At 76.2% G+C, this 25,673-nt stretch carries 17 protein-coding genes and 1 pseudogene; 2 read left to right on the top strand and 16 right to left on the bottom strand.

Translation table 11 applies throughout. The annotated features are described in order from the left end of the window. Window positions 1-23: 23 nt before the first annotated feature. A complete protein-coding gene (locus QNH85_RS07900; protein WP_428830377.1) occupies window positions 24-932 on the top strand; it encodes a metal ABC transporter permease in 909 nt (302 codons plus the stop codon). Between the two features lie 54 nt (window positions 933-986). Further along, on the top strand, window positions 987-1,619 hold the full coding sequence (locus QNH85_RS07895; protein WP_282945640.1) for a DedA family protein: 633 nt from the start codon (window positions 987-989) through the stop codon (window positions 1,617-1,619). A gap of 9 nt (window positions 1,620-1,628) precedes the next feature. Here QNH85_RS07895 and QNH85_RS07890 read toward each other — a convergent pair whose 3' ends face one another. From QNH85_RS07890 to era, 16 genes and pseudogenes are all read right to left on the bottom strand, one after another. Next, window positions 1,629-1,982, bottom strand: a complete 354-nt coding sequence (locus QNH85_RS07890) for a VOC family protein (RefSeq protein WP_282945639.1) — start codon at window positions 1,980-1,982, stop codon at window positions 1,629-1,631. A gap of 49 nt (window positions 1,983-2,031) precedes the next feature. Then, a complete protein-coding gene (locus QNH85_RS07885; RefSeq protein ID WP_213284145.1) occupies window positions 2,032-2,808 on the bottom strand; it encodes an isoprenyl transferase in 777 nt (258 codons plus the stop codon). Beyond that, window positions 2,808-3,539: a DNA repair protein RecO gene (gene recO / locus QNH85_RS07880; protein WP_282945638.1), complete on the bottom strand. Its 732-nt coding sequence runs from the start codon at window positions 3,537-3,539 to the stop codon at window positions 2,808-2,810. The genes QNH85_RS07885 and recO overlap by 1 nt, the downstream gene beginning before the upstream one ends. A 212-nt stretch (window positions 3,540-3,751) precedes the next feature. Further along, the gene (gene leuA, locus QNH85_RS07875; RefSeq protein WP_282945637.1) at window positions 3,752-5,497 is read right to left on the bottom strand and encodes a 2-isopropylmalate synthase; all 1,746 of its coding nucleotides are present in this window, start codon (window positions 5,495-5,497) and stop codon (window positions 3,752-3,754) included. Window positions 5,498-5,708: 211 nt separating this feature from the next. Continuing rightward, complete coding sequence (locus QNH85_RS07870; protein ID WP_282945636.1) at window positions 5,709-7,001, bottom strand: outer membrane protein assembly factor BamB family protein; 1,293 nt, start codon at window positions 6,999-7,001, stop codon at window positions 5,709-5,711. A 194-nt stretch (window positions 7,002-7,195) separates the two neighbouring features. Next, window positions 7,196-7,507, bottom strand: coding sequence for an FHA domain-containing protein (locus QNH85_RS07865; RefSeq protein WP_282945635.1), 312 nt, complete (start codon window positions 7,505-7,507; stop codon window positions 7,196-7,198). Window positions 7,508-8,315: 808 nt separating this feature from the next. Continuing rightward, window positions 8,316-8,801 (bottom strand): annotated as a pseudogene (locus QNH85_RS20010) (RDD family protein); the annotation flags it as partial. After that, on the bottom strand, window positions 8,798-11,146 hold the full coding sequence (locus QNH85_RS07860) for a transglutaminase TgpA family protein (RefSeq protein WP_282945634.1): 2,349 nt from the start codon (window positions 11,144-11,146) through the stop codon (window positions 8,798-8,800). The gene QNH85_RS07860 and the pseudogene QNH85_RS20010, both read right to left, overlap by 4 nt. Continuing rightward, window positions 11,143-12,312, bottom strand: coding sequence for a DUF58 domain-containing protein (locus tag QNH85_RS07855; RefSeq protein WP_282945633.1), 1,170 nt, complete (start codon window positions 12,310-12,312; stop codon window positions 11,143-11,145). Before QNH85_RS07855 ends, QNH85_RS07860 begins: the two co-directional genes overlap by 4 nt. Before the next feature lie 34 nt (window positions 12,313-12,346). Beyond that, the gene (locus QNH85_RS07850) at window positions 12,347-13,300 is read right to left on the bottom strand and encodes an AAA family ATPase (RefSeq protein WP_213283618.1); all 954 of its coding nucleotides are present in this window, start codon (window positions 13,298-13,300) and stop codon (window positions 12,347-12,349) included. Window positions 13,301-13,400: 100 nt separating this feature from the next. Beyond that, window positions 13,401-19,250, bottom strand: a complete 5,850-nt coding sequence (locus QNH85_RS07845; RefSeq protein ID WP_282945632.1) for an Ig-like domain-containing protein — start codon at window positions 19,248-19,250, stop codon at window positions 13,401-13,403. Beyond that, complete coding sequence (locus QNH85_RS07840) at window positions 19,247-20,803, bottom strand: serine/threonine-protein kinase (RefSeq protein WP_282945631.1); 1,557 nt, start codon at window positions 20,801-20,803, stop codon at window positions 19,247-19,249. The genes QNH85_RS07845 and QNH85_RS07840 overlap by 4 nt, the downstream gene beginning before the upstream one ends. Next, window positions 20,800-22,290, bottom strand: coding sequence for an FHA domain-containing protein (locus tag QNH85_RS07835; RefSeq protein WP_282945630.1), 1,491 nt, complete (start codon window positions 22,288-22,290; stop codon window positions 20,800-20,802). The genes QNH85_RS07840 and QNH85_RS07835 overlap by 4 nt, the downstream gene beginning before the upstream one ends. Then, window positions 22,287-23,114: a PP2C family protein-serine/threonine phosphatase gene (locus QNH85_RS07830; protein ID WP_282945629.1), complete on the bottom strand. Its 828-nt coding sequence runs from the start codon at window positions 23,112-23,114 to the stop codon at window positions 22,287-22,289. The genes QNH85_RS07835 and QNH85_RS07830 overlap by 4 nt, the downstream gene beginning before the upstream one ends. Before the next feature lie 89 nt (window positions 23,115-23,203). After that, window positions 23,204-24,697, bottom strand: coding sequence for an alpha/beta hydrolase family protein (locus QNH85_RS07825; RefSeq protein ID WP_282945628.1), 1,494 nt, complete (start codon window positions 24,695-24,697; stop codon window positions 23,204-23,206). A gap of 68 nt (window positions 24,698-24,765) precedes the next feature. Next, window positions 24,766-25,668, bottom strand: coding sequence for a GTPase Era (era, locus tag QNH85_RS07820; RefSeq protein ID WP_282945627.1), 903 nt, complete (start codon window positions 25,666-25,668; stop codon window positions 24,766-24,768). Window positions 25,669-25,673 lie beyond the last annotated feature (5 nt).

Here is a 25,673-nt window from a genome sequence, read left to right as displayed (position 1 = left end):
CGTGGTTCGAGACGCTCGGCGCCATGCTGTCGTCGCCCCTCATGCAGCGGGCCCTGCTCGCGGCCGTCCTGGTCGGCGCCGCGGCGCCCGTCGTCGGCACGTTCCTCGTGCAGCGGCGCCTGGCCCTCATGGGCGACGGCATCGGCCACGTCGCGCTCACCGGCGTGGCGCTCGGCTGGCTGGTCGGCACCTGGGCGGGCCTCGTGCCGCAGGACACGCTGGCCGTGCCGGGGGCCGTCGTCGCCGCCGTCATCGGGTCCGTCGCCATCGAGTGGGTCCGCGCCCGCGGCCGGACGTCCGGCGACCTGGCGCTCGCGCTGATGTTCTACGGCGGCATCGCCGGGGGCGTGCTGCTGATCAAGCTCGCCGGCGGCACCAACGCGAACCTCGTGTCCTACCTGTTCGGGTCGATCTCCACCGTGTCGACCGGGGACCTGTGGTGGACCGTCGCCCTGGCGGTCGGGGTGCTCGCCGTCGGCATCGGCCTGCGGCACGTGCTGTTCGCCGTCAGCCACGACGAGGAGTTCGCCCGCGGGTCCGGCCTGCCGGTCACCGCGCTCAACATGGTCGTCGCCACGATGTCCGCGCTGACCGTGACCATCGCGATGCGGGTGGTCGGGCTGCTGCTGGTCAGCGCGCTGATGATCGTGCCCGTCGCGGTCGCCCAGCTCCTCGCCGGGTCGTTCGCCCGGACCATGGCGATCGCCAGCGGCATCGGCGTCGGCGTCAGCGTGGTCGGGCTGTCGATCACCTACTGGGAGGACATCCCGCCCGGCGCGACCATCGTGCTGCTCGCCATCGCCCTCTACGCGATGGCCGCTGTCACCCGGCCGCTGCTCACCCGGCGACGGACCGCAGAAGCGCCGCACGACCCGCACCCCGAGCTCCCCGACGACGTCGAGATCGGCACCGCCCGCGCGACGTGCGACTGACCGCGTGACGCCCGCCCTACGGGTGAGGGTCACCTCACTCGTAGACTCGGGCGGGTGACGGACGTGGCGGCGGCCTACGGCATGGACGGGTGGCCGATCGGGGCCGTCGTCGCCGCGCTGTTCGGCATCGTCATGGCCCGGTCGCACCTGCTGTACTGGCTCGGGCGGGGGGTGTTCAGCGGCGCCGCACGGCTGGCCGACCGGGCGCCCGGGGCGCCGTCCGACGACGCCACCGCCGGCTCGGAGCCCGCGACCGCCGCCGACCCGTCCCGGCGCCGTGCCGCGGCGCGCGCGCAGGTGCAGCGCCTCATGCGGACCGGCACCGCCCGGCGCGGCCTCGCGCTCGTGCACCGCTGGGGGCCGCTCGCCGTGACCTTCGCCTACCTGACCGTCGGCGTGCAGAGCGCCGTGTTCGTCGGGTCGGGGCTGGTGCGGATGCCGTACCTGCGGTTCACGGTGGCGTCCGTGCCGGGCAGCGTGGCGTGGGCGGTCATCTGGGGCACCGTCGGGTTCGCGGCGGTGTGGGCGGGCGTGCGGCTCGCGACGGCGTCGCCGTGGGCCCTGGCCGGCGTCGTGGTGGCGCTGGCCGCGCTCGTCACGTGGCGGGTGCTGCGCCGGCGGGCGCCGGTCCACGGGCCGACCGGCCCCGACGCCGACCGCGACCGGGCGGCCGACGAGCTCGTCTGAGCCGCCCCGTCAGGCGCCGTCCTCCTGCGCCAGGCAGAACTGGTTCCCGTCCGGGTCCGCGAGGACGGTCCAGGAGAGGTCCCCCATCACGCGCTCCGCGACGAGGGTGGCGCCGTCGGCGAGGAGGGCGTCGGCGGTGGCGAGCCGGTCGGGGACGTGCAGGTCCAGGTGCAGCCGGTTCTTGCCGGGCGTCGGGTCCGCGACCTTCTGGAACGCGAGCGTCGGCCCGTCCGACGCGACGGTGACGAACCAGCCGCCGGCCTCGTCCTGCACCGTCCCGCCGGTGTGCCGCGCCCACCAGGTGGCGAGCGCGACGGCGTCGGTGGTGTCGAAGGTGATCATGCCCACGGTGAGGGTGCTCATGCCCTCAACCTAGGCCCCGGCACCGACACGGCGGGCGCGATCGCGCTGGTCAGGCCGTCGTCGGCTTGTCCACGGCCTTGCCGTAGCGGCGGTCGCGGCTGGCGTAGGTCTCGATCGCGCGCCACAGGTGCCGCCGGTCCACGTCGGGCCACGGCTCGTCCAGGAACACCATCTCCGCGTACGCGGACTGCCAGATCATGAAGTTCGACACGCGCTGCTCCCCGGAGCTGCGCAGGAACAGGTCGACGTCCGGCAGGTCGGGCTCGTCGAGGTAGCGCTGGACCGTCTTCTCGGTGACCTTGTCCGCCTTGAGCCGGCCGGCCGCGACGTCCTGCGCGATCGCCTTCGCCGCGTCCGCGATCTCGGCACGGCCGCCGTAGTTGACGCACATCGTGAGCGTGCACGTGGTGTTGTGCACGGTCCGGCGCTCGGCCTCCTCGAGCTCGCTGATCACCGAGCGCCACAGCCGCGGACGCCGGCCCGCCCACCGGACGCGCACCCCCCACGAGTCCATGAGGTCCCGGCGGCGGCGCAGCACGTCGCGGTTGAACCCCATGAGGAACCGCACCTCCTCCGGCGACCGCGACCAGTTCTCGGTGGAGAACGCGTACGCGGACACGTGCTTGACCCCGATCTCGATCGCGCCGGCGACGACGTCCAGCAGCGACGCCTCCCCCGCGGCGTGCCCGGCGGTGCGCGGCAGGCCGCGGGCGTTCGCCCACCGGCCGTTGCCGTCCATCACGACCGCGACGTGCTGCGGGACGAGCTCCTGCGGGAGCACCGGCGGGCGGGCCCCGCTCGGGTGCGGGGGCGGCGGAACCGGCATCAGATCCTCTCGACCATGGGCAGCGAGCGCAGCGTGCGCTCGAGGTGGAACTGGGAGTACGCGGAGACCAGGCCGTTGCCCTCCCGGCGGTGCCGCTCGGCGGACGCGTCCGCCACCGGCCAGTCCCCGACGAGCAGCGCCGCCAGCAGCGACAGCGTCTCCGGTGCGGGCGCGGTGGCGCCGGGCGGGCGGCAGGACCCGCAGACCGCGCCGCCCTGCGCGACGGCGAACGAGTGGTGCGGGCCGGGGCGGCCGCAGCGCGCGCAGTCGGTGAACGACGGCGCCCAGCCCGCGATGGCCAGGGCGCGCAGCAGGTAGGAGTCGAGCACCAGGCCCGGCGCGTGCTCCCGGGCGGCCAGCGACCGGACCGCCCCGACCAGCAGCCAGTACTGCTGCAGCGCCGGCTCCCGCTCGGCCTCGACCAGCCGTTCCGCGGTCTCCAGCATCACGGTGCCCGCGGTGTACAGCGCGTAGTCCTCGCACACCGGCCGGCCGTACGCGCCGATCGTCTCGACCTGCGTGACGACGTCGAGGTTCCGGCCGGTGCTGAGCTGCACGTCGATGTGCATGAACGGCTCCAGCCGCGAGCCGAACCGCGACGTGGTGCGCCGGACGCCCTTGCCGACCGCACGGACCTTGCCGTGCGTGCGGGTCAGGAGGGTGACGATCCGGTCCGCCTCCCCGAGCTTGTGGGTGCGCAGCACGATCGCCTCGTCGCGGTAGAGGCTCACGTCGTCCATTCTCCCCCCGCCGGGCTCCCCCGCGCGGCACCGTTCGCCCAGCGCGTGCCGCATCCGCCCAGGTCCGCCACGGCGGGAGCCCGTCTCGCGCACGGCGACGCCCGGCCCCGGCGTCGCGCGCCGGTGGGCGCGAGCGTGCCGGGACCGGGCGCTGGGCCGGTCAGGGGTGGCGGCCGGCCCGTCCAGGGGGTGCCGGCGCCGGGTCAGCGGTGGGCGCGGTTGACCGCGGAGATGATCGCCTTGAGCGACGCGGTGGTGATCGAGGGGTCGATGCCGACGCCCCAGAGCGTCTGGTCGCCCACCGCGCACTCGACGTACGCGGCGGCCGTGGCGTCGCCGCCCGCGGACAGCGCGTGCTCGGCGTAGTCGAGCACCTGCACCCGCACGCCGACCTCGCCCAGCGCCGCGACGAACGCCGCGATCGGGCCGTTGCCGGACGCCTCGACGGTCCGCTCCGTGCCGGCGTCCACCAGGTCGACGGTGAGCGTGTCGGGCCCCTCCTCGCCGCTGGTGGCGCGGGTGCCGCGGAGGGCGAACCGCCCCCAGGGCGCCAGGTCGGAGCCGGGCTCGACCGGCAGGTACTCGTCGGTGAAGATCCGCCACAGGGCGTCCGCCGTGACCTCCGAGCCGTGCGCGTCGGTGTACCGCTGCACGACCTGCGAGAACTCGATCTGCAGGCGGCGCGGCAGGTCCAGGTCGCGCTCGGACTTCATCAGGTACGAGATGCCGCCCTTCCCGGACTGGGAGTTCACGCGGATGATCGCCTCGTACGAGCGGCCGACGTCCTTCGGGTCGATCGGCAGGTACGGCACCGCCCAGGCGATGTCGTCGACCCCGACGCCCTCGGCCTCCGCGCGGGCGGCCATGGCGTCCAGGCCCTTCTTGATGGCGTCCTGGTGCGACCCGGAGAACGCGGTGAACACCAGGTCGCCACCGTACGGGTGCCGCTCGGGGACGGGCATCTGGTTGCAGTGCTCGACCGTGCGGCGGATGTGGTCGATGTCGCTGAAGTCGATCTGCGGGTCCACGCCCTGGCTGAACAGGTTCATGCCGAGGGTCACCAGGCAGACGTTGCCGGTGCGCTCGCCGTTGCCGAACAGGCAGCCCTCGATGCGGTCCGCGCCGGCCAGGTAGCCCAGCTCCGCGGCGGCGACGGCGGTGCCGCGGTCGTTGTGGGGGTGCAGGGACAGCACCACGTTCTCGCGGTGCCGCAGGTGCCGGCCCATCCACTCGATGGAGTCCGCGTACACGTTCGGCGTGGCCATCTCGACCGTCGCCGGCAGGTTGATGATGACCGGCTTGTCGGGGGTCGGCTCGAACACGTCCAGGACCGCGTTGCAGATCCGGACGGCGAACTCCAGCTCGGTGCCCGTGTACGACTCGGGGCTGTACTCGTAGAAGACCTCGGTGCCGGGGACCGTCTCCTCGTACTTCTTGCAGAGCCGCGCGCCGCTGACCGCGATGTCGACGATGCCGTCCTCGTCGCTGCGGAAGACCACCTCGCGCTGCAGCACGGACGTCGAGTTGTACAGGTGCACGATGGCCTGCTTCGCGCCGGCGATCGCCTCGTACGTCCGCTCGATCAGGTGCTCACGGGACTGGGTCAGCACCTGGATGACGACGTCGTCGGGGATGCGGCCCTCCTCGATGAGCATCCGCACGAAGTCGAAGTCCGTCTGCGAGGCCGACGGGAACCCGACCTCGATCTCCTTGTAGCCCATCTGCACCAGCAGCTCGAACATCGCCAGCTTGCGGGCGGCGTTCATCGGCTCGATCAGCGCCTGGTTGCCGTCGCGCAGGTCGACCGCGCACCAGCGGGGGGCCGTCGTGATCTGCTTCGTCGGCCACGTCCGGTCCGGCAGGTCGACGCGGATCTGCTCGGAGAACGGGCGGTACTTGTGCACCGGCATGCCGGACGGCTGCTGGGGGGTGCGGTCGTGGTAGCTCATCGGGGGGATCCTTCGCCTCGCGGGTGCTGGGGGTCAGCCGGCGCACCGAACTCCGCGACGAGGATCCGGCCTAGAGGGCCTCGTCGCGGCGGCGAAGAAGGAGGTCGCGTCGCGTGAGCACATCAGCACCCTACCCCGCACCGAGGGGCGGACCGCAAGCGCTCAGCATCCGGACTCCTCGCCGCGGCACTGGACGATCGGCGCAGCACGATCACCGCAGCACGATCATCTCCTCGCGGGTCCGCAGCAGCAGGTGCCCGCCGACGGCCGTCACGGAGCGCACCCCGTCCTCCATGGGCAGCGACCACTCCAGGTGGCCGTCGGTCAGCCGGCGCGCCTCCATGGTCGGCATCCCGGTCGCGGACCTCCCGGCGGCGAGCACGAGCCGCCCGTCCGTGAGCGGCGCCCACCACATGAGCACCTTGTACGGGGACTCCCACCCGACCGCCCCCGTGCGCAGCTCCACCACCTGGTAGCCGTCGACCCCGAGCAGCACGAGGCGGCCGTCGACCTGCAGGCGCACCGCCCGGTACGTGTCGAGCCGCCACCGCTCCGCGCCGCCGGGCAGCGTCCGGCCGACGAGCGTCCCGCCCTCGTCCATCACGAGCAGGTCGACCGGCTCCCCGTCGCTCGCCGTGATGGTCGGGAACAGCGCCCGGGTCGTGAACAGCTCGCGGCCGTGCCGGTCCCGCACGCTCCCGCCCTCGCCGCTGGTCCACGTGCCGAACAGGTCGCCCGCGAGCGCCCCGACCACGAACCACGTCGGCGGCGTCGTGCTGATCTGGTCACCGGTGCGCGCGTCGAGGACGGTCGCGGACCAGCCCTGCACCAGCACGAAGGAGTCGTTGACCCGGACCTCGGACCCCGAGATGATCCCCTCCCGCAGGCGCAGCCGCTCGTCGCCGCGGTACCACCAGAGCCGCTCCCCGCCCTCGCCCGCGTACCGGCCGACCTCGGCGTGGCCGTCCGACCCGACGCCCATGATGACCAGGTCGTCCCGCAGGCGCTCCACCGCCGCGAGCCGCCCCTGCACCGTCCACCGGCTCAGCACCTCGCCGGTCGCCGCGGCCAGGGCGGTCACGTGGACGGGACCCTCGTCCGGCGCGGGGAACGGCACCGTGCCGGGCTCCCAGTCGTCCGGCGAGGGCCGCGGCTCCACGACGCACAGCACCACGTCGCCGACGTCCCCGCCGTCGTGGGGGCAGCCCGTCAGGGGGCGCGTCCCGGACACCTCGCCCAGGTCGCGCGTCCAGATGCGGGCCCCCGTGGTCGCCTCGTACCCCGTGACCGTGAACCGGCGCTCGCGCACCGACGACACCACGAGCACGCCGGACGCGGACAGGACGTCGTCGGTCCGGCCCACGGGCGCGCGCCACTGCGCCCACGGCGGCCCGTCGAGCGGCGCGACCATGCCGGCGGGCACGGCCTCCGCCGGCGCCTCGCGCGAGGCGGCCTCCCCCACGGCCAGGACGCCCCCGACCAGCACGGCGGCCGTCACCAGCACGGCGACCCACCGCCGGCGGTGCGGCGGTGACGGGGCTCTCGCGTCCCCCGGTGCACCGGGCCCGGGGGGCTCGCGGCCGCGGGACGCCCGCCGGGGCGGGCGCCGTGGCCCGGGCGCGCTCGAACGGTCAGCGACGTCCACCAGCTCGACGTCCTGCATCGTCGCACCAGACCGCGGGCGGCCCATGCGTCACTCTAGGCGCGGACCCCCACCGACAGCGAGAGGTCGCCGAACGTCACCAGGGAGCCGTCCGAGAGCCGCACCCGGCGGTCCGGGAGGCACACGATGCGCTGGCCGTCCGCGAGGGTCACGAGCGTGCCGTTGGTGGAACCGCGGTCGACGATCCACGGGCCCTGCTCGTCGACGCCGAGCATGAGGTGGTTCTTCGACACGGACCGGCTCGGGTCCGCGACCGGCACGGTGCGCACCCCGGGCTGCGGGTCCGGGTTCCGCCCGACGAGCAGCGGGGCGTCGAGCCCGGCGATCGTGCCGTCCGGCAGCCGCACGGCCCAGCCGGCCCCCGCGGAGGGCGACGCCCCCGGGGACGGGAACGCCTCCGGCGGGACGGCCGGGAGGTCGCCGGCGGGGAGCGAGGGCGGGGAGGGCAGGGGGGCCGGGGCGGGCGGCGGTGGCGGGAAGGCCGCCCGGTCGAGCCACGCGGGTGGTGCCGAGGCAGGCTGCGGCGCGGGGGCAGGTGCGGGCGCGGGGGCAGGTGCGGGCGGGGGTGCGGGTGCGGGGGCAGGTGCGGGCGGCACCGACCGGACCGGGGCGGAGTCCGGGTGCACCGGCGCGGCCGGGCGGGCGGCGTGCCGACCCCAGGCTCCCGGCCCGGAGTCCGGGGAGGCGGGGTCCGGGGAGACGGGGTGCGGGGCGACGGAGTCCGGGAAGACGGGGGCCGGGAGCGTGGGCGGCTGCGGTGCCGGCGCCATCGCGGGCCAGCCGGGCGCCACCACGGTGGGCGCGGCGGGGGGGGGGGGGGGCGGGCGGGACAGCCGGCATCGGCGGGGGGTCGAGGTCCGGGCCCGGGGGGGTCCTCCCGCCGCTCGGCGCGCCCGGCCCGGGGCCGTCGAGCTGGCGCTCGGTGGCGAGGGTGGTCCAGCGGGTGCGCGTGGGCTCCGACGGCGTGGGGTCGACGGACGGCGCCGGCGCGGGGAGCGCGGGCGTGCCGGGTGCCGTCGGCAGTTCGTGCCCGCCGGGGACGCCGGCCGTGAGCGACCCGGTCGTCGTCGCGGGGGCGTGCCCGTCCCACGAGGCGACGCGGCGGGTGGCGGCGAGCCCGCGCACGTCGACGACGATCGCGTCGCCGACCCGGTCGTGCCAGCCGCGGCGCCGGCCGGTGCCGTCGAACAGCGGGGACAGCAGGACGACGGCCTGGCCGACGCCGCAGGCGAGCGCGCCGAGCACCACGACCAGGTACCGGCCGAGCGCCCGTCCCAGCCCGATGGGCCGCCCGGTCCGCACGTCGACGGTCCGCAGCCCGAGGGCGCGGCGCCCCACCGTCCAGCCGCGGGTGCCGTGGCACCACCACTGGAAGCCCGCCCAGGCGAGCAGCAGCACCGCACCGACGCCCAGCAGCAGCGCGTTCGGCGCGACGGGCTCCGCGGCGGCCGTGCTCCCCGTCCCCCCGGCCGCCGCGTCCCGCAGCGACGCGGTCAGGACGGGCAGCTGCGCGAGCCACAGCGGCGCCGCCGCGAGGGAGGTGAGCACACCGTCCAGCAGCCAGGCAGCGACGCGGCGGCCGAGCGGTGCCGGGGGCGCGCCGTACGCCCCGGGGACGCCGCTGCCGTTCGTGCTGCTCATCCGTCTGCTCCTGTGCTCCGTCGTGCTCGTCGTGCGCGCCCCTCGCGGGCCCGGTCGGCCCGGTCGGCCCGGGCGGACCGGGCGGACCGGCGCAGCGACCGGGTGGTGATGCGCCCGCGCAGGCGCTGCTTGCGTGGCGTCGCGGCCCGCATCCGGGCGAGCGCCCGGTCGACCTGCGCCCAGTAGTCGCGGGCGTCGGCGACCGTCGGGTCCGCGGCGCCGAACACCGCGGCGTCGGCCCGCTCGGCGAGCGCGACGACCGCCGCGGCGGCCTCGGCAGCGGCGGGCGGCGGCGTCGGAGGTGCGGCGGGGGCGGCAGCGGGCGCGGTGCGCTTCCGCTTCCCCCGGCGCTCCGGCGGCGCGGGCGGGGCCGTGAACCCGTCGGCCAGGTCCCGCGCGCCCTCCCGCCGGGTCGCGACGGGGTCGACGTCGCGACGCAGGTCCGTCGCGAGGTCGAGGACCTCCTGCCAGCCGCCGACGACGCGGCGCAGCGGCTCGGCCGCCCGGCGCCGCTGCCGACGCCGGCGGGCCTTGAGCCCGGCGATGACCAGGAACGGCGCGAGCAGCACGAGGACCAGCCCGGAGCCGGCGGCGACGCCGAGGACGACGCGCTGCCACAGCGGCCAGGTGGCGGCGTCCTCGCTGTCCTGCGTCTGCGGCTGCTCGGTGTCGTCCTCCGGCGGGTCGACCGGCGCGGGCGGCGGGGGCGGCGGCTGGGCGACCTGCGGCTCGGGGTCGGCCTGGCTGGTCTCCTGCTCGTCCTGGGGCGTCTGGCTCTCGGGCGGCGTGGGGTCGAAGGTGACCCAGCCGTAGCCCTCGAAGGCGATCTCGACCCAGGCGCTCACGTCGGCGCCGGTGACCACGACGGGCGCGTCCGGGTCGGCCGGGTCTGCCGGGTCTGCCGGCGCGGCCGACGCCTCGGCTGCCTCGTCGTCGCCCGGGGCGAAGCCCATGACGACGCGCGCGGGCAGGCCCATCTCGCGGGCCATGAGCGCCATCGCGGACGCGTACTGCTCGTCGTCGCCGACCATGAGGTCGCCGCCGAGCAGCGCGGCGACCCGGTCGGCGCCGTGGCCGGACAGCGACGGGTAGTCCCCGCGGTCCGTCAGCCCGTGGGAGAAGAACCCGCCCTCGGACAGCGACCGCTCGAGGGCCCGGGCGACCTCGACGGGCGTCTCGGCGTCGCGGACGACGTCGGACGCCGCGGCGACCACCGCGTCGGGGACGCCCTGCGCCTCGGGCAGGTCGAGGCCGCTCGCCGCGGCGGAGCCGATCCGCTCGTCGTCGGGCTCCTGCGGCACCACGGCGTCCAGGGTGTAGCGCAGGCCGCTGTCCAGGCCGCCGGTGAGCACCGCGGCGCCGGTCGCGTCGTTGAACCGCAGCCGCGACTGCGCCTCGGTGTCCTCGAGGCGCACGGAGACCGCGTCGCCGACCGTCGGCAGCCAGACGCCGTCGAGCTCGCCGACCTGGACCTCGACCTCGACGCGCGAGCCGCCGGTGCCGGAGGCCTCGACGGCGGCCGCCTCCTCGACGGCCTGCTCGCTGACGGTCTCCCCGACGCGCCGGAACTCCCCCGACGCGCGGGACGAGCCGTCGCCGGCCACGTTCCACACCACGCCGTCGAACCGGTCGAAGGTCGCGAGGCGGATGCGGCCGCCCTCCGGCAGCCCGGAGACGGTGAACAGCTCGACCGCGTCGTCGTCCTTGACGTACGCGCGGAAGGCGGACAGGGGGCTGGCGTAGTCCCGAGGGTCGAACGGCGGGACGAGCGCGTCGCGCAGCACGTACCGGTCGCGCTGCTCCTGGACGACCGCCCCGGACACCACGCCGGTGCCCACCGCGAGACCCAGCAGGAGCAGGAGCGCGACGGGGCGCCGGACGCGCAGGCGCCCGGAGCGCCAGGACGCCCAGACCAGCAGCCCCGCGGCGAGCGCGACGCCGACGGCCACGGGGGCGACCGTGGTGTGCGTGCCGAGCAGGACGGCGGCGGCCAGGCACAGCGGTGGCAGCAGGGCGGCGGCCGGTGCGGCGCGGCCGGAGCCGACCGCCAGGCGGACGGCGACCGCGGTGCCGACCAGCGCGAGCAGGTACGGCGGGACGAGCAGCCAGCCGGAGCCGCCGAGCGGCGGCTGGAGCGTCAGCACGTCCTTCCAGCCCAGCGCGGACCCGCGCACGACCGAGACGACCGAGGCCGGGGTCGGGAGCACGCCGCCCAGCGCCTCGGACGGGGTGGCGAGCGGGCCGCCCGCGAGGACCGCCACGACGACCAGCACCGCGGTCGTGACCGGCGGCGTCGTGCTCGGCGCGGCGGCGGCCGGGGACGCGGGCATGGTCGTCGTCGTCATGCGGCGGCCGCCAGCCGGAGGGCGCGGGGCAGGTCGTCGAGAGAGCCGAGCCGCACCAGGCTCAGGGTGCGCTGCGTGCGGACCTGCACCTCGGCGCCGGGGACGCAGCTCACCACGAGCGTGCGGGTGCCCTCGGGCACGTGCCGGGCCGCGGCGCGCAGGTCCGCGTCGGCCACGACCGAGCCGGTGACCAGGAAGGCCAGGGTCACGTCCGGCGCCTCGCGGGCGATCCGCCGGCCGAGCAGCGACGAGCCCGTGCCGTCGGGGCCCACGGCGATGCCGGAGCAGTCGTCCAGGAACGGGCGGCGCGCGGTGGTCCGCACGCGGCCGGAGCCGGCGAGCACCGCGAGCGGGTGCTCCTCGCCGAGCACGTGCACGCCGACGGACGCGACGACGCTCACGGCCAGCTCCAGCTCGGCGTCGTCGTCGGCGTGCCGGTAGTCGCGGGGGTCGGTCGCCAGCGCCACGGCGGTCTGCGTGCGCCGGGTGTCCTCGTACTGCTTGACGGTCATGACCCCGCGGCGCGCGGTGGTCCGCCAGTGGATCGAGCGGCGGTCGTCGCCGACCACGTAGTCGCGCAGGGCGTGGAACGCGAGGTCGGCGTCGGACAGATCGCGCGTGGCACCGCCCTCCAGGTCGCGCAGCAGGCCGGCGTCGGCGCCGGTCAGCATGACGACGCGCGGGTGCACGTACAGGTCCTCGGAGCCGGTGGTCACGGCGTGCCGGACGGCGAGGCCGAGCGGGTCGCCGCGGACGGCGCGCACCGGGCCGACCGTCACGACGGCGCGGCGGTCCGTGGGCACGGCGAACAGCTCCTCGTGCTCCTCGCCGGGCGCGAGCGCCGGGACGTCCAGCTCGGCGCGGCCGGCGCCGACCTGGAGCTCCAGGCGCACCGCCCGCGTGCGGCGCCCGCCGGGTGCGGACACGACGACGCCGCCGAAGGCCCGCTCCCCCACGCGCACGCGCCGGTCCGCGAGGTCCAGCCGCACGTCGTGCGGCAGGCGCCCCCACGTCATCGCCACGGCCACCAGCACCGCCGCCACGCCGACGGCTCCCGCGGACGCGAGCTCCACCCAGCCGAGCAGCACGCCGGCGGCCGCGGCCGCCGCGCCGAGCAGCACGGCGCCCCAGCCGACGCCCGACAGCCGGGTGTGCGACCGCCTCACGCCACGCCCCGACGGACCCACGTGTCGTTCCTCCTCACGCGCGCGCCACCGGCGGCGGCGTGGCGGACAGGACGCGCTCGACGACCTGGACGGTCGTGGCGCCGAGGAAGTCGGCCTCCGGGTCAAGCACGAGCCGGTGCGCCAGGACGGGCACCGCGAGCTCCTTGATGTCGTCCGGGATGACGTAGGGCCGGCCCGCCGCGGCGGCGGCCACGCGGGCGCACCGGACGAGCGCGAGCCCGCCGCGGACGCTGGCGCCCAGGGCGGTCTGCGGGTCCTCGCGGGTGCCCTCGATCAGGCGGGCGACGTAGTCCAGCACCGAGCCGTCGACGTGGACCGTGTGCGCCAGCTCGGCCATCTCGACCATGCCGGCGGTCGTGACCACGGCGTCGAGCGTGCTGGTGCGGTCCCGCGCGCCCGACAGGATCTCCACCGTCGACGTGCGGTCCGGGTAGCCCAGCGACGTGCGGACCAGGAACCGGTCGAGCTGCGCCTCCGGCAGCCGGTACGTGCCCGCCTGCTCGATGGGGTTCTGCGTCGCGATGACGACGAACGGGCGGCCCACCGGGTGCGTGTCCCGGTCGACGGTGACGTGCCCCTCCTCCATCACCTCGAGCAGCGCGGACTGCGTCTTCGGCGAGGCGCGGTTGATCTCGTCCGCGAGCAGCACCGACGTGAACACCGGCCCCGGGTGGAACTGGAAGGTCCGGGCGCCCTGGTCCCAGATCGTCACGCCCGTCACGTCGGACGGCAGCAGGTCCGGCGTGAACTGGATGCGCTGGTGCGTGCCCTGCACCGAGGCCGCGATGGCCTTGGCCAGCGAGGTCTTGCCGGTCCCCGGGGCGTCCTCGAGCAGGACGTGGCCCTCGGCGACCATCGCGGTCAGCACGAGCCGCACCGGGCGGTCGGCACCGAGCACCGCGCGGGACACGTTGGTGACCAGCGCGGTGAACGTCTCGGAGAACCAGGCGGACTGCTCGGGGGTCATCGGGTGCTCGACTCCTGTCGGGGCTGGCGGGTCTGTCGGGGCTGGCGTGCGGTGGCGGGCGGCGCGGGAGGTCCCGGACGTCCGATCGGCAGGCCGGGGCTCACGGAGAGGTTCCGGCGCCGGGCGGTTCCGGCTGCTCGGGCGGCGTGGGCGGCGCCTCGTTCCACGCCACGGTGAGCTGGTCCCACTGACCCACGCGGCCCGACGGCTGCCCGTCGGTGGTGAAGGCCTCGATCTCGACGCGGAACCGGAACCCGCTGCGGGCGGTCGCCGGCACGGCCAGGTCGATCGAGGTCGCGCCCGTGGTCTGCCAGCCGGAGTCCTGGCCGGGGAAGTCGACGACGCGGTAGCGGTACGTGACCGCCTTGCCGGCCTCGCCCGAGGTGCTCGGCTGCCACGCGACGCGCACGGACGTGGGCCGCTGCGACGGGTCGGACGGCGTCTGCGTCATCGTCGGCCGGCCCGGGTCGCTCGGGCGCGTCGACACAGTGACCTGCCCGCCCGCGAGGTCGCTCTGCCCGCCGTCGTGCACGGCGCGGACCTGGAGCGTCATCGACGTCCCGCCGGTGAGCCCGTTGAGGCGGTAGTCGCGAGCCCACGCGTTCGTCCGGTCGATGACGACGCCGTCCCGGAGGATCTCGTAGCCCTCGATCGACTGCCCGTTGCCGTCGGCCTCGGCCCAGGCGATGCGCGCCCAGCCCTGGCCCCACCCCGCGTCCGGTCCCGAGGCCGAGACCTGCGCGGAGCCCGGGGTGGTCGGGCGGCCGTACGCCTTCGCGGTCGTCCAGCCGGCCTGCGACCGGCCCGCCTTGTTGATCGCGACGACGTCGAACCGGTACTCGACGCCGTTGGCGGCGTCCGTCATCGCGTAGGTGGTGCGGTCCGCCCCGAACGTCTCGGTGCGGTTGATGCCGCCGCCGCTGATCCGCAGCTCGTAGCCGCTGATCGGGTCGCCGTTGGTGGCGCGCGGCGACCAGGAGACGTTGATCTGGCCGCCGGCGGGCGTGCCGACGCGGCCGGCGCTGACCGTCGGGTCCTGCGGCGGGGCGGCCGGGACCTCGGTCACCGACGGGGCGCTCCACACGCTCGGCTCGGGCGCGCGGTTGTGGGCGCGCACCTGCACGGTGTACGCCGTGCCGTTGGTGAGGCCCCGGAACGTGTACGACGTGCCGGACGTCGTCACCGGGCTGCCCCCGGGCGAGAGCATCAGCGTGTACGACGTGACGGGAGAGCCGTTGCTGTTCGGCGGCGTCCACGTGGCGGTGAGCTCGCCGTCGCCGAACTTCGTCCACACCGGCGCCGCGGGCGTGTCCGGCACGGCGTCCGGGCGCGCCACGGCCGACGCGGGGCTCGGGTCGGACCAGCCGACGGCGTTCTCCGCGGCGACGGTGAACGTGTACTCGACGTTGTTGGTGAGCGGCGCGATCGTGCACGTCGTGCTCGCGCACGAGGTCGTGCCGCCGCCGTTGCTCGCGGTCACGCGGTAGCCCCGGATCGGCTCACCACGGCCGTCGGGGGCGTCCCAGGACAGGACGACCGTCCCGTCCCGGACCTCGCCCACGCGGGGGGCGCCCGGGGTCGCCGGCTTGCCCCGGACGCGCAGGGTCACGCTCGCGGCGACCTCGCGGTCGGGGTCGTCGGTCGCGTCCCGCACCCGGACGCGGACGACCATCTGGCCGACCATCTCCGCCGACGGCCGCACGACCACCGAGCCGCCCGAGACGCTCGCGGTGCCGGTGCCGGGCGTCTCGACGGTGGCCGAGACGATCCGCAGCGGCTGGTCGGGGAACGGGTTCGAGGCGGCGCTCAGCATGTCGACGACGCTCTCCTGGCCCTGCACGCCGTCGTTGATCTCGCGGCTCGGGACGAACGCGACACGGCGGGTGCTCGCGATCGTCCGGACGTCGACCTGGACGGCCATGGAGCCGGAGCGGCCGTAGCCGAGCGTCAGCTGGATCGTGCCGCGCGTGCCCTTGGGGGTGCCCACCGCGGACGACACCGACAGCCGGGAGCCGTCGAGCGTCGCGGAGAACCCCGCGGGGACGTCGGACGCCAGCCGGTAGGTGTAGGTCTCGGACCCGGAGGCGCCCTCGACCCCCTGCGTGAACGCGAGCAGGTCGACGGTCGTGGGCGCCTCGCCGGGCCCGACCTCGAGGGTCGACGGGACGAACGTCGGCGGGTAGTCGTCCTCGGTGAACACCGTGATCGGCAGCGTGATCACCGAGGTCCGCGCCGTCGCGTCGCCCGGGCCGGTCGCGTCCGTGACGGGGACGGTGATGGACGCCGGGCCGACGTAGCCGGCCGCCGACGTGAACCGCACCGTGGTGGAGTCCGCCACGAGCGCGGAGCCGTCGGAGCGCGTGGCCGTCACCGCGGTGGCGTCGGCGACCTGGGCCGTGCGCCCGGGCGCGACCTGCACCTGCTCGTCGAGCGGGATGGTGAGGGTCTCCCCGCTGGCGACGCGGAGCTCCGGCGCGCGGGGCCGCGCGGTCGGCGGGAAGAAGCCGAGGGCCGGGACGGAGATGAACGCGTACGCGCGCACGCCCTCCGCGGTCCGGTTCGTCAGCAGGTAGGGGATCGTCTGGGCGCGCTCGGCGAGCGTGACGGTGACGGTGCCGTCGGCCGCGACGGTGGCGGCGCCCGCCGCGCTGCGCGGCACCGAGACCTCCAGGTCGCTCAGCGGGCCGCTCGGGTTCTGCGCGACGGCCAGCACGTCGACGTCCACGCTGGTCCGGCCGACGGTGTCGACCGGCGGCACGACCACGTCCCGCGCGATCGGGGCGAGCACGGGGGCGTCGGGGTCGACGGTGACCGACAGGACCGCGCCGGCCCGCGAGCCACGCGAGTTCTGGGCGGTGTAGCCGATGTTGAGCACCCCCGCCTGGTCGCCCCGGACGAGGATCCGGCTGCCCGACACGGACGCGGTGAGCCCGGCGTCGACCTCGAGGTCGTCCAGCAGCGTCAGGTCGCCCCCGGACACGTCGGTGTCGTTCTCCAGCACGCGGACCTCCACGCGCTGGCCCGGCCGGATCGTGATCGTGTCGTCGCGCGCCACAACCCGGTTGCTGTCGTTCGGGCGGGCGGCGATGCCGACGCGCACGGTGGCGACGGCGCGCTGGCCGGTCCAGTCCTCGACCGCGTAGGTGAACTCGTCGGTGCCGGCCTCGCCGGGCAGGGCCTCGTACTCGAGGTAGTCGGCGCCGACGGAGGTCACGCGGCCCTTGGTGCCCGCGGAGCCCACGCCGAGCAGCGTGATGCCGTCCCCGTCGGAGTCGATGCCGACCAGCGGCACGGGGATCCGCACGGTCTCGCCGGCGAACACGCGCGCGGTGAGGGCCTTCGGGCGGGGCGGGGCCTTGGTCGTGGGGTCGGACTCGTGGACCCGGACCGTGACCGTGGCCGCCGTCTCGTTGCCCGTCGCGTCCCGCACGACGAAGGTCGCGTAGGCCGTCATGGGGGTGTCGGGCGCCTGGTAGCGCAGCACGTCCCCGGCCACGAACAGCAGCCCCTGGCCCTCGCCGAGCGGCTCCGCGAGCTCCGGCTTGAGGGAGACCGCGTCGCCGTCGGGGTCGTAGGCGCCCTCCAGCACCGGGATCGTCACGACCCCGCCGGTGCGGACGTCCGCGGTCGCGTTCTCCACGACGGGCGGCTGCGACGTGGTCGCGGGCGGCACGGGCGACACGGTGATCTGCCCCGTCGCGCTCGCCGTGCCGTTGGAGACGACGTACTGCAGGGTCACCGGCTCGGTCAGCGCGCTCACCGCGGAGATGGTGACGAGCTGACGCTGACGGATCGCGACGCGCAGGCCGGCGGGCGCGTCCACGCTCTGCAGGACCAGGACGCCGCCGGCCGGGTCGGTGTCGTTGGCGAGCGGGTCGACGGTCGTCTCGCCGCCGCCCGGCAGCCAGGCCTTGTCCAGCACCGCCACCGGCGGCTCCGGCTGGTCGGGCCGCGCGCGCACGTCGATCCGCGCGAGCCCGGTGGCCTGCTGCGGCGCCGCGGTCACGGTGAAGGACACGTAGTAGGTGCCGGCCGTCGCCGCCCGGAACGAGAACGTACCCGCATCCAGGTCGGGCGTCACGGTGGTGCCCGTGACCTCCTCGACGCCGGCGAGCCGCGGGCGCTCCGAGCCGTGGGAGCGCACGGCGTCCAGCGGGCGCAGCAGGACGTCCTGGTCGACGTAGGTGACCGCGTGCACGGGGTCGACCTGCAGGTCCAGCGACCCGGGTGCGCGCACGTCGACGTCGACGGTGCCCTCGGTGGTCGACACCCCGTCGGAGACGACCACGTGCACGACGGTCCGGCCGAGCTCGCCGCCGTCCGCGACGTACGTCAGGGTGCCGTCCTGGCGGAACCGCGCGGTGCCGGACTCGGCGACCGCGCCCACCAGCGTGAGGGGGTCGCCGTCGGGGTCGGCGAAGTCGGCGAGCGCCGGGTAGGTCGCGGTCGCGCCCTGCTCGACGCGGATCTCCCCGGTGCGCTCCTGGACCGGCGGCTCGTCCTGGCCGGGGCCGCGGACGGTGAGCGTGACCTGGGCGGTCGACGGGGCGGCGGTGCCGCGGCCGTCGCTCACGGAGTACGAGAACGTCACGCTCCCGGTGGCGTCCGCGGGCACCGCGAGCTGGAGCGCGCGGCCGCCGTACACCTGCTGCAGCGTCCCGAACTCGCCCGGCAGCGGGTCGACGTCGGTGAGGACGAGGATGCCGCAGTCCGAGGACGTGTCGTTGTCGATGACCGGCAGGATCGTCGTCCGCCCCGCACGGACGCCGAACGCGTCGTCGACGGCGGTCGGGGCGGCGCTGGTCGGCGAGCACTCGGGCACGAGCTCCTGCGTGGTGCGCTCGCCCTCGCTCTGCTCGGTCTCGTCCTCCGGCTCCTCCTCCGGCACGACGTCCGTCCAGTCGGGCTCGCGCAGCTGCGTGTCCTCCAGCGGCAGCCAGAGCCGGCCGTTCACGGTCTCGTTCAGCGCCACGACCTGGCGGTTGACCCGGAACACCAGCTGGTCGGCGCTCGTGACGCCGTCCAGGTCGAGCACCTGCGGCTGCGCGCCGTCGCACAGCTCCAGGTAGTTGTCGGCCGCCGTCGGCCAGGCCGCGTGCGCGCACGAGCCGACGCGGACGGGCGCCGCGGGCGTGCCGGCGCCGCCGGCCTCGTGCTCGGCGGCGACCTCGCCGGACGACAGGCTCACCTCGACCAGGCCGGTGCTGCCCGCGACCAGCGCGGTGCTCGCGGCCGGGCCGGGCTGCTGGAGGACGGGCTGGGCGAGCCCCAGGCTGCTGGACCCGCCGGGCGTGCGGACCGTCTCGCCGTCCAGGCCCACCGGGACGTCGCCGACCGCCGTCAGCGCGTCCACGGGCCCGTCCAGCGACGGCGCCCCGGCGGCCTCGGTCGCCCCGCCCGGGGTCGGGGTGAGGCGGGTGACCTCGCCGGTCTCGGCGGCGACAGCGAACGCGTCGCCCGTGACGGACGCCGTGACGAGGCCGCCCGCGCCGACGTCCGCGTCCGGCTCGTCGGTGGTGACCTGGAGCATCGGGAGGTCGGCGAACGACCGCACCCACGCCCGGCCCTCGGTGTCCATGACGGCGACAGTGCCGCCGGCCATCGAGACCTGCGCGCCCGCGGGCACGGCGACCTGCGACGCGGCGGTGACGCCGGCGGGGTCGACGACGGACAGCGTGCCGGCCTCGACGATCAGCACGTCACCGGCGTCCTGCAGCACGTCGAACTCCGTGCTGGTGGCGACCAGCCCGGCGTTGAGCTCCTCGACCTGCGCGTTGTAGCGGCCGACCTGCAGCGTGCTGGTCGACGTCAGCCAGACCGCGCCGTCGTTGAGGTCGACCTGCGCGAGCGGGAAGCCGGGGTTCACCAGGGCCAGGGTCGCGATCACGGCGGGGACGGTCACCACCGCGGCGGTGGACGCGGCCCGCCGCCGGTTCCAGCGGAGCCTCACGGGACGCACACCTCCGCGGGGGTGGCCGACGCGCGGCGGTCGGCCCGGACGATCGACACCTCGACGCACACCTCGCCGCCGCCGTCCGCGGGCACGGTCACGCGCTGGTCGTCGACCACCTGGAGCTGCGGCTCGCCGGTCGCGGTGCGCCGGCCCCACAGGTACGTGTCGCCGTCCTGCTCGTCGGGGTTGGTCCAGGTGAACTCCACGCTGCCGTCGGCGTTGCGGGTGCCGAACAGGTTGGTGGGGCTCGGCACGGTCGCCGCGACGGTGCCCTGCGGGCCGGGGAACTCGGTGCCCTCCCCCGGCGCGGGCGCGGCGTCGGGCCGGTTCGCGAGCAGCACCACGGCGAGCACGGCCCCGGCGATGGCCAGCACGGAGCCGACCGCGGCGAGCACCCGGCCGGTGCGCGAGCGCGACGGGCCGCCGGGGTGCACCTCGTGCACCGGGGCAGGAACCGGGACGGCAGGGGCGGCGGCCCCGGGCGCCGGCTCCGACGGCACGGTCACGACGGGGCGCAGGCGGGTGGACTCCGCGCCGGCGCCGATGTCGAGCGGCGGCCCGGCCGGGACGGTCGTGCGCGGCTGCGGGACGGGGCCCGGGGCGACCTCGACGACCGAACGGACGCGGGTGGCGTCGGCGACGGCGACCCCGGCCGCGCCGTCGCCCGGGCCGGCGAGGGACGCGACGTCCTCCACGTCGACCGGGGTCAGCGGCAGCCCGAGGTCCGCCTGCACGGCCCGCAGGTCGTGCGCGAGCTCCAGCGCCGTGGGGTACCGCAGCTGCGGCTCGCGGGCCATCGCCCGCGCCAGGACGGTGCGCAGCCGCTCCGGGACGTCCGTGCGGGTCGGGGCGACCGGCGCGCCGCGCTCGATGCGGCCGACCAGGTCCGCCGCCTCGTTGCTCCCGCCCGGGCGCTCGAACGGCGACCGGCCGGCGAGCGCGGAGAACAGCGTCGCCGCGAGCGAGTAGACGTCCGAGCGGGCGTCGCCGTGCGGCTCGGAGGCGAGGAGCTCCGGCGCGGCCCACGGGATCGACATGCCGACCGCCGGTCCGCCGGCGTCCAGCGTCGACGCGATGCCGAAGTCGGTCAGCACCGGGCGGCCGAAGTCGTTCGTCAGCACGTTGCCCGGCTTGATGTCGCGGTGCAGGATCCCCGCGCGGTGCACCGTCTCGACGGCCGACGCCAGCCGCACCCCGAGCTCCAGCACCTCGCCGATCGCGAACCGCTCCGAGCGGTACCGCTGCCCGAGGCCGGGGCGCGAGCAGTACTCCATCACCAGGTACGGGCGGCCGTCCGGGGACAGCCCCGCCTGGTAGACCGTCACGATCGACGGGTGGTGCGACAGCCGGGCGGTCAGGTCCGCCTCGCGCTCGAACGCCTCGCGCGTCTGCGCGTCGACGGTCGCGAGCAGGACCTTGACCGCCACCGACCGGCGCGGCAGCTCCTGCTCGTACAGGAACACGTCGGCCGAGCCCCCCGAACCCAGCAGCCGCTGCACGGTGTACCCGGGCAGGCGTGGCGGCTGCGAGGCCTCACGTCCGCGGTTCACGCACCCGGCTCCACGGTGAACGTCACGCCGTCGCCGAGGTCCACGACGTCGCCGTCGCCGACCGCGACGGGCTCGCCGGCGGTGATCCGCCGCGGCGGCAGGCCGCCGCTCGCGACGGTGATGCCGTTCGTCGAGTACAGGTCCGTGACCAGCACGCGGCCGAGCTCCAGGCGCACCTCCGCGTGGGTGCGGGAGATGTCCTGCTCGGGGCTCGGCACCGTGATGAGGCGCGGCTCGGCGCCGTCGGGCGCACGGGTCGCCTGCGGCGCGCGGCCGATCAGCACCACGGCGTCGAGCGGCACGAGCGCACCCGTCGACAGCGCGAGGCGCGGGACCGTGGCCTGCGCGGTCGGGGCCGTGCCGGACGTGACGCCGGTCACCGGGATCGCCCCGGTGCCGCGCGGGGCGGTGCCGAACGCGCCGGGCGCCGGGGACGGCGTCGGGACGATGCCGCCGGACGGCCAGTCACCGGTCTGGGAGACGGCCCACGACGGCAGGTGCTGCCGGATCGACGCGAGCTCACCGCTCAGGATCGTCAGGCCGTCGTGGTCGTCGGCGGAAGCGGGACCGGGCAGCACGGGCGCCGGGGGTGCCGGCGGGACGAACGGCTCGGGCGCCGGGGCGGGCCCGGGCGTGGCGGGAGCGAGGTCCTCGGCCGGGAGCTCGGGCTCGACCGAGACGGGCTCGGCCGCCTCGGGCTCCACCGCGACCGGCTCGGGCTCCACGAGGGCGGGCTCGGGCTCCACCGCGGCCGGCTCGGGCTCCACGACGGCGGGCTCGGCCTCGACCTCGGCGACGGGCGCCTGCTCGGTCACCTGCGCCTGCTCGGCGACCGCCTCGTCGGCGACCGGCGCAGCCTCCGCGACCGGTGCCTGCTCCGCGACCGGTGCCGCGTCGGCGACCGGCGCCTGCTCGGCGGCCGGCGCCTGCTCGACGGCCGGCGCCTGCTCGACCACCGCCGCCTCGTCGGCCGCGGGCGCGACCGCCACCGGCGTGGGCGCGGCGGCGAGCACGACGGGGCCGGTCGTGGACGCCTCGGACGCGTCGGCGGCACCGGCGAGGCGCACGCGGACGCGGGACGCCCGGACGACCCCGCTGACGATCGGCAGCGTGGACCCCCGCCCGGCGCCGGACGCGCGCACGGTCACCTCGTCGGCGCTGCCGACGGAGCGCTCGGACCAGGACACGACCTGCGGCGCGGCCAGCACCTCGGCGCGGGTGCCGCGCACGACCTCGACCTCCACGTCCCCGCGCAGCGCGGTGTGGACGGCACCGGTCGTGAGGTCGACGGCCGCGAATGGGTGCAGCCCGCCGATGCCGTGCCGGACGAGCGCGTCCAGCTGGGCGCCGAGGCCGCCGCCGCGCTCCGGGGCGGCGGCCCACACGTCGCGGACCACCTCCGGCGGGGTCGACGGGGCGAGCAGCAGCACGACGCCGCCGGCGACGACGGCGTACCAGTCGCCTGGGGTGTACTCGGGCACGATCACCGAGGGTCCTCCTGGTGGCTCCGGGGTCGCGGCACGGTTGCTCCGTCGACCGTCTCGTCCCACGTCTTATCGGCAGGACCCGCCCCGAACGCGAGCCATTCGGGTGAATCGTCTGCGATCGGTGCGGCGTCCACGACCACGGCGGTGGCGTTGTCGCGACCCCCGGCCTCGACGGCGCGCCGCACGAGCTCGGTGGCGGCCTCGCCGCTCCCGCCGGCGCCGGCGAGCACGGCGGCGACCTCGGCGGGGGTGAGCTCGCCGGTCACGCCGTCGGAGCACACGAGCAGCCGGTCGCCCGGGCGGGCGGGGAGCATCCAGTAGTCGGGCTCGGGGTCGGCGCCGGTGCCGAGGGCCCGGGTGAGCACGTGCCGCTCGGGGTGCTGCTCGGCGGCCTCGCGGGACAGCGCTCCGGAGTCGACGAGCTCCTGGACGACGGAGTGGTCGACGGTCAGCTGCGCGAGCTCGCCGTCCGCCCACCGGTAGACGCGGGAGTCCCCGACGTTGAACACCAGCCAGTGCGCGGCGCCGTCGTGCTCGCCGAGCGCGACGCCGGAGACGGTGGTGCCGCCCTCCTTGCGCTCGAAGGCGGCACGGATCCGCTGGGCGGCGCTGCGGAAGCAGGCGTGCAGGTCCGAGGGGTCGACGGTCGACAGCCCGGCCAGCCGCGCGAACTCCTCGACCGCGAGCCGGCTCGCCACGTCGCCGGCCTCGTGGCCGCCCATGCCGTCGGCGACCAGGAACACCGGCGGGTGGGCCAGCAGCGCGTCCTCGTTGAGCGCGCGCACGCGCCCGCGGTCGGTCGCGGAACCCCACGTCGTGCGCACTCGAGCTCCTCGGTCGGATCGGGGCGGTCGGTCGGACACCATCGTGCCTGGTCCTCGCGGTGCTCGCGCACCACTCACCCGGCGGTCGGTCAGATCCCGAGCTGGTACACGCCCCAGTACGCGAGCACGACCAGGAGCGCCGCGCAGGCGACGCACGTCCCCCACAGCTCGACGTGACCCACGACACCCCGCGCGAGCGGTTCACCCGTCCGGCGCAACGCCCGCAACCGGACCGCCACGGCGGAGGCGGCGATCACCGCCGCGAGCCCCAGGAGCCGGACCCCCAGCCACCCGCCCTGCACGATCCAGCCGTTGCGCTCGTACCCCAGGGCGAGCCGCGCGACGGCCACCAGGTACCAGACGAGCGCGCCGACCGTGGCGACGGACGTGAGCGACAGCAGCGCGAGCCGCTGGGTGAGGCCCCGGTCCGCGGGGGTGGGCGGCAGCCCTCGGAGGCGCCGCACCCCCACCGCGGTCCACCGCCCCGCGGGGAGGACGACCACCAGGCCGACCGCGCCGACCACCAGGAAGACGAGCACGTCCCCGTCGCCGAGCCAGCGCGGCTGCGCCACGGGCGCGGCCCAGTACAGCTGCTCGGGCTGGTCCCCCGCGATGCGCGGCCAGGCCGACCCGGTCTGCGGGAGCCCCTGCACCCACCCCGTCAGGTCGCGCAGGAACGCCGGGGCGACCTCGCCGTCCACCCGGATGCCGTGGTCGCCGCCGCGGTAGTACCGCACGGTGTAGTCGGTGTTCCCGGCGATGGCCAGGTCCCGGATGATCTGCTCGGCGCCCTGGACCTGCGGCATGGAGGCGTCGGCCGTCCCGTAGGCCACGAGCACCGGCTGGGTGGTCCGGCGCTGGTAGGGCGCCACGTCGAAGTCCGCGTACTCGAACCCGCCGCCGGGCAGGGACATGCCGACGGCGCGCGGGATCGCCCGGAACACCTGCTGCGGGACGCCCGTGTTGCGCAGGTAGTTGTCGACGGCGAAGGCCGCCTGCTGCCGCGCGGGCACCACCGGCGCGGAGACCAGCACCACGAACGCCACGTCCGGCTCGTCGACCGCCATCACCGGCGCGATCCACGCGCCCTCGCTCTCCGCGTACACGCCGACCCGGTCCGGGTCGACGCCGTCGATCGAGCGGAGCACGTCGAACGAGCGCAGGTAGTCCTCGGCCATCGTCACGTAGTCGCGGTGCCGGACGGTGTAGGTGTCGAGCCGCTTGTCGGGGACGATCGTCGCGACGCCGGCCTCGGCGAGGGCGTGCGCCTGGTCGACGAACGCGTCCGTGAACTTCCCCGTCCCGGCGCCGTGCACGAACACCACGCCGGGCACGTCACCCTCCACGCCGACGGGCATGAGCACCTGCGCCTCGACGTCGGCGCCGTCGAGCTGCACCGTGACCACGGAGGACTGGACCGGGTACGGACCTGTCGTGGGGGCGCCGGCGATCGCCGTGGACGACGACTGGACCGTCAGCGGGTCGGTCATCGGCACGGGCGCCCACTGCGGGCCCATGAGTGCGCCGAGGACCGCGAGGACGATCGCCCCCACGACGGTCCCCGCGGTGGTCGGGTAACGCACGCCCTGATTATCCCCGACGCCTCGCTCCGGCCCGGGGACCCGCTGGTCCTGCTGCGTGGCCCCGACGCTCAGAAGCCCAGCCGCCCGAGCTGCTTGGGGTCCCGCTGCCAGTCCTTGGCGACCTTGACGTGCAGGTCGAGGTACACGCGGGAGCCGAGGAGCGCCTCGATGCCGCGCCGGGCGCGGGTGCCGACCTCGCGCAGCCGCGAGCCGCCCTTGCCGATGATGATGGCCTTCTGGCTGTCGCGCTCGACGTACAGGTTGACCCGCACGTCCAGGAGCGGCGCCTGACCCTCGGCGGCCTCGCGGGGCACGATCTCGTCGACGACGACGGCGAGCGAGTGCGGCAGCTCGTCCCGGACGCCCTCGAGCGCGGCCTCCCGCACGAGCTCGGCGACCATGACGGCCTCGGGCTCGTCGGTGAGCTCGCCCTCCGGGTACAGCGCGGGACCGGGCGGCAGGTGGGAGATGAGCACCTCCTCGACCGTCGTCACCTGGTAGCCGGTCTCCGCCGACACGGGGACGATCTCGGCCCACTCGCCGAGCTCCTGCACGGCGAGCAGGTGCTCCGCGAGCCGCTGCTTGCCGACCAGGTCCGCCTTGGTGGCCAGCGCGACGACCGGCGTGCGGCGGCCCAGCTGGGCGAGCTGCTCGGCGATGAACCGGTCGCCCGGCCCGACGCGCTGGTCCGACGGCAGGCAGAAGCCGACCACGTCCACCTCGGTGAGGGTGTCCCGGACCAGGGCGTTCAGCCGCTCGCCGAGCAGGGTGCGCGGGCGGTGCAGGCCCGGGGTGTCGACGAGGACCAGCTGCGCGTCCGGGCGGTGCACGATGCCGCGGACGGTGTGCCGGGTGGTCTGCGGCCGCCCGGAGGTGATCGCCACCTTCTGGCCGACGAGCGCGTTGGTCAGGGTCGACTTGCCGGCGTTGGGGCGCCCGACGAGGCAGGCGAAGCCGGAGCGGTGGGTCACGGGGG

Source organism: Cellulomonas endometrii, from assembly GCF_949769265.1.
Lineage (GTDB): Bacteria > Actinomycetota > Actinomycetes > Actinomycetales > Cellulomonadaceae > Cellulomonas > Cellulomonas endometrii.
Note: the sequence above shows the minus strand (reverse complement) of the source record. Positions and strands in the feature narration are given on the sequence as shown.

Bases quoted from the DNA above. Each gene is read 5' to 3' on its own strand.
- QNH85_RS07900 (WP_428830377.1), top strand. From the start codon at position 24: ATGCTGTCGTCGCCCCTCATGCAGCGGGCCCTGCTCGCGGCCGTCCTG.
- QNH85_RS07850 (WP_213283618.1), bottom strand. From the start codon at position 13,300: ATGACCCCCGAGCAGTCCGCCTGGTTCTCCGAGACGTTCACCGCGCTG.
- QNH85_RS07890 (WP_282945639.1), bottom strand. From the start codon at position 1,982: ATGAGCACCCTCACCGTGGGCATGATCACCTTCGACACCACCGACGCC.
- leuA (WP_282945637.1), bottom strand. From the start codon at position 5,497: ATGAGCTACCACGACCGCACCCCCCAGCAGCCGTCCGGCATGCCGGTG.
- QNH85_RS07860 (WP_282945634.1), bottom strand. From the start codon at position 11,146: ATGACGACGACGACCATGCCCGCGTCCCCGGCCGCCGCCGCGCCGAGC.
- QNH85_RS07885 (WP_213284145.1), bottom strand. From the start codon at position 2,808: ATGCCGGTTCCGCCGCCCCCGCACCCGAGCGGGGCCCGCCCGCCGGTG.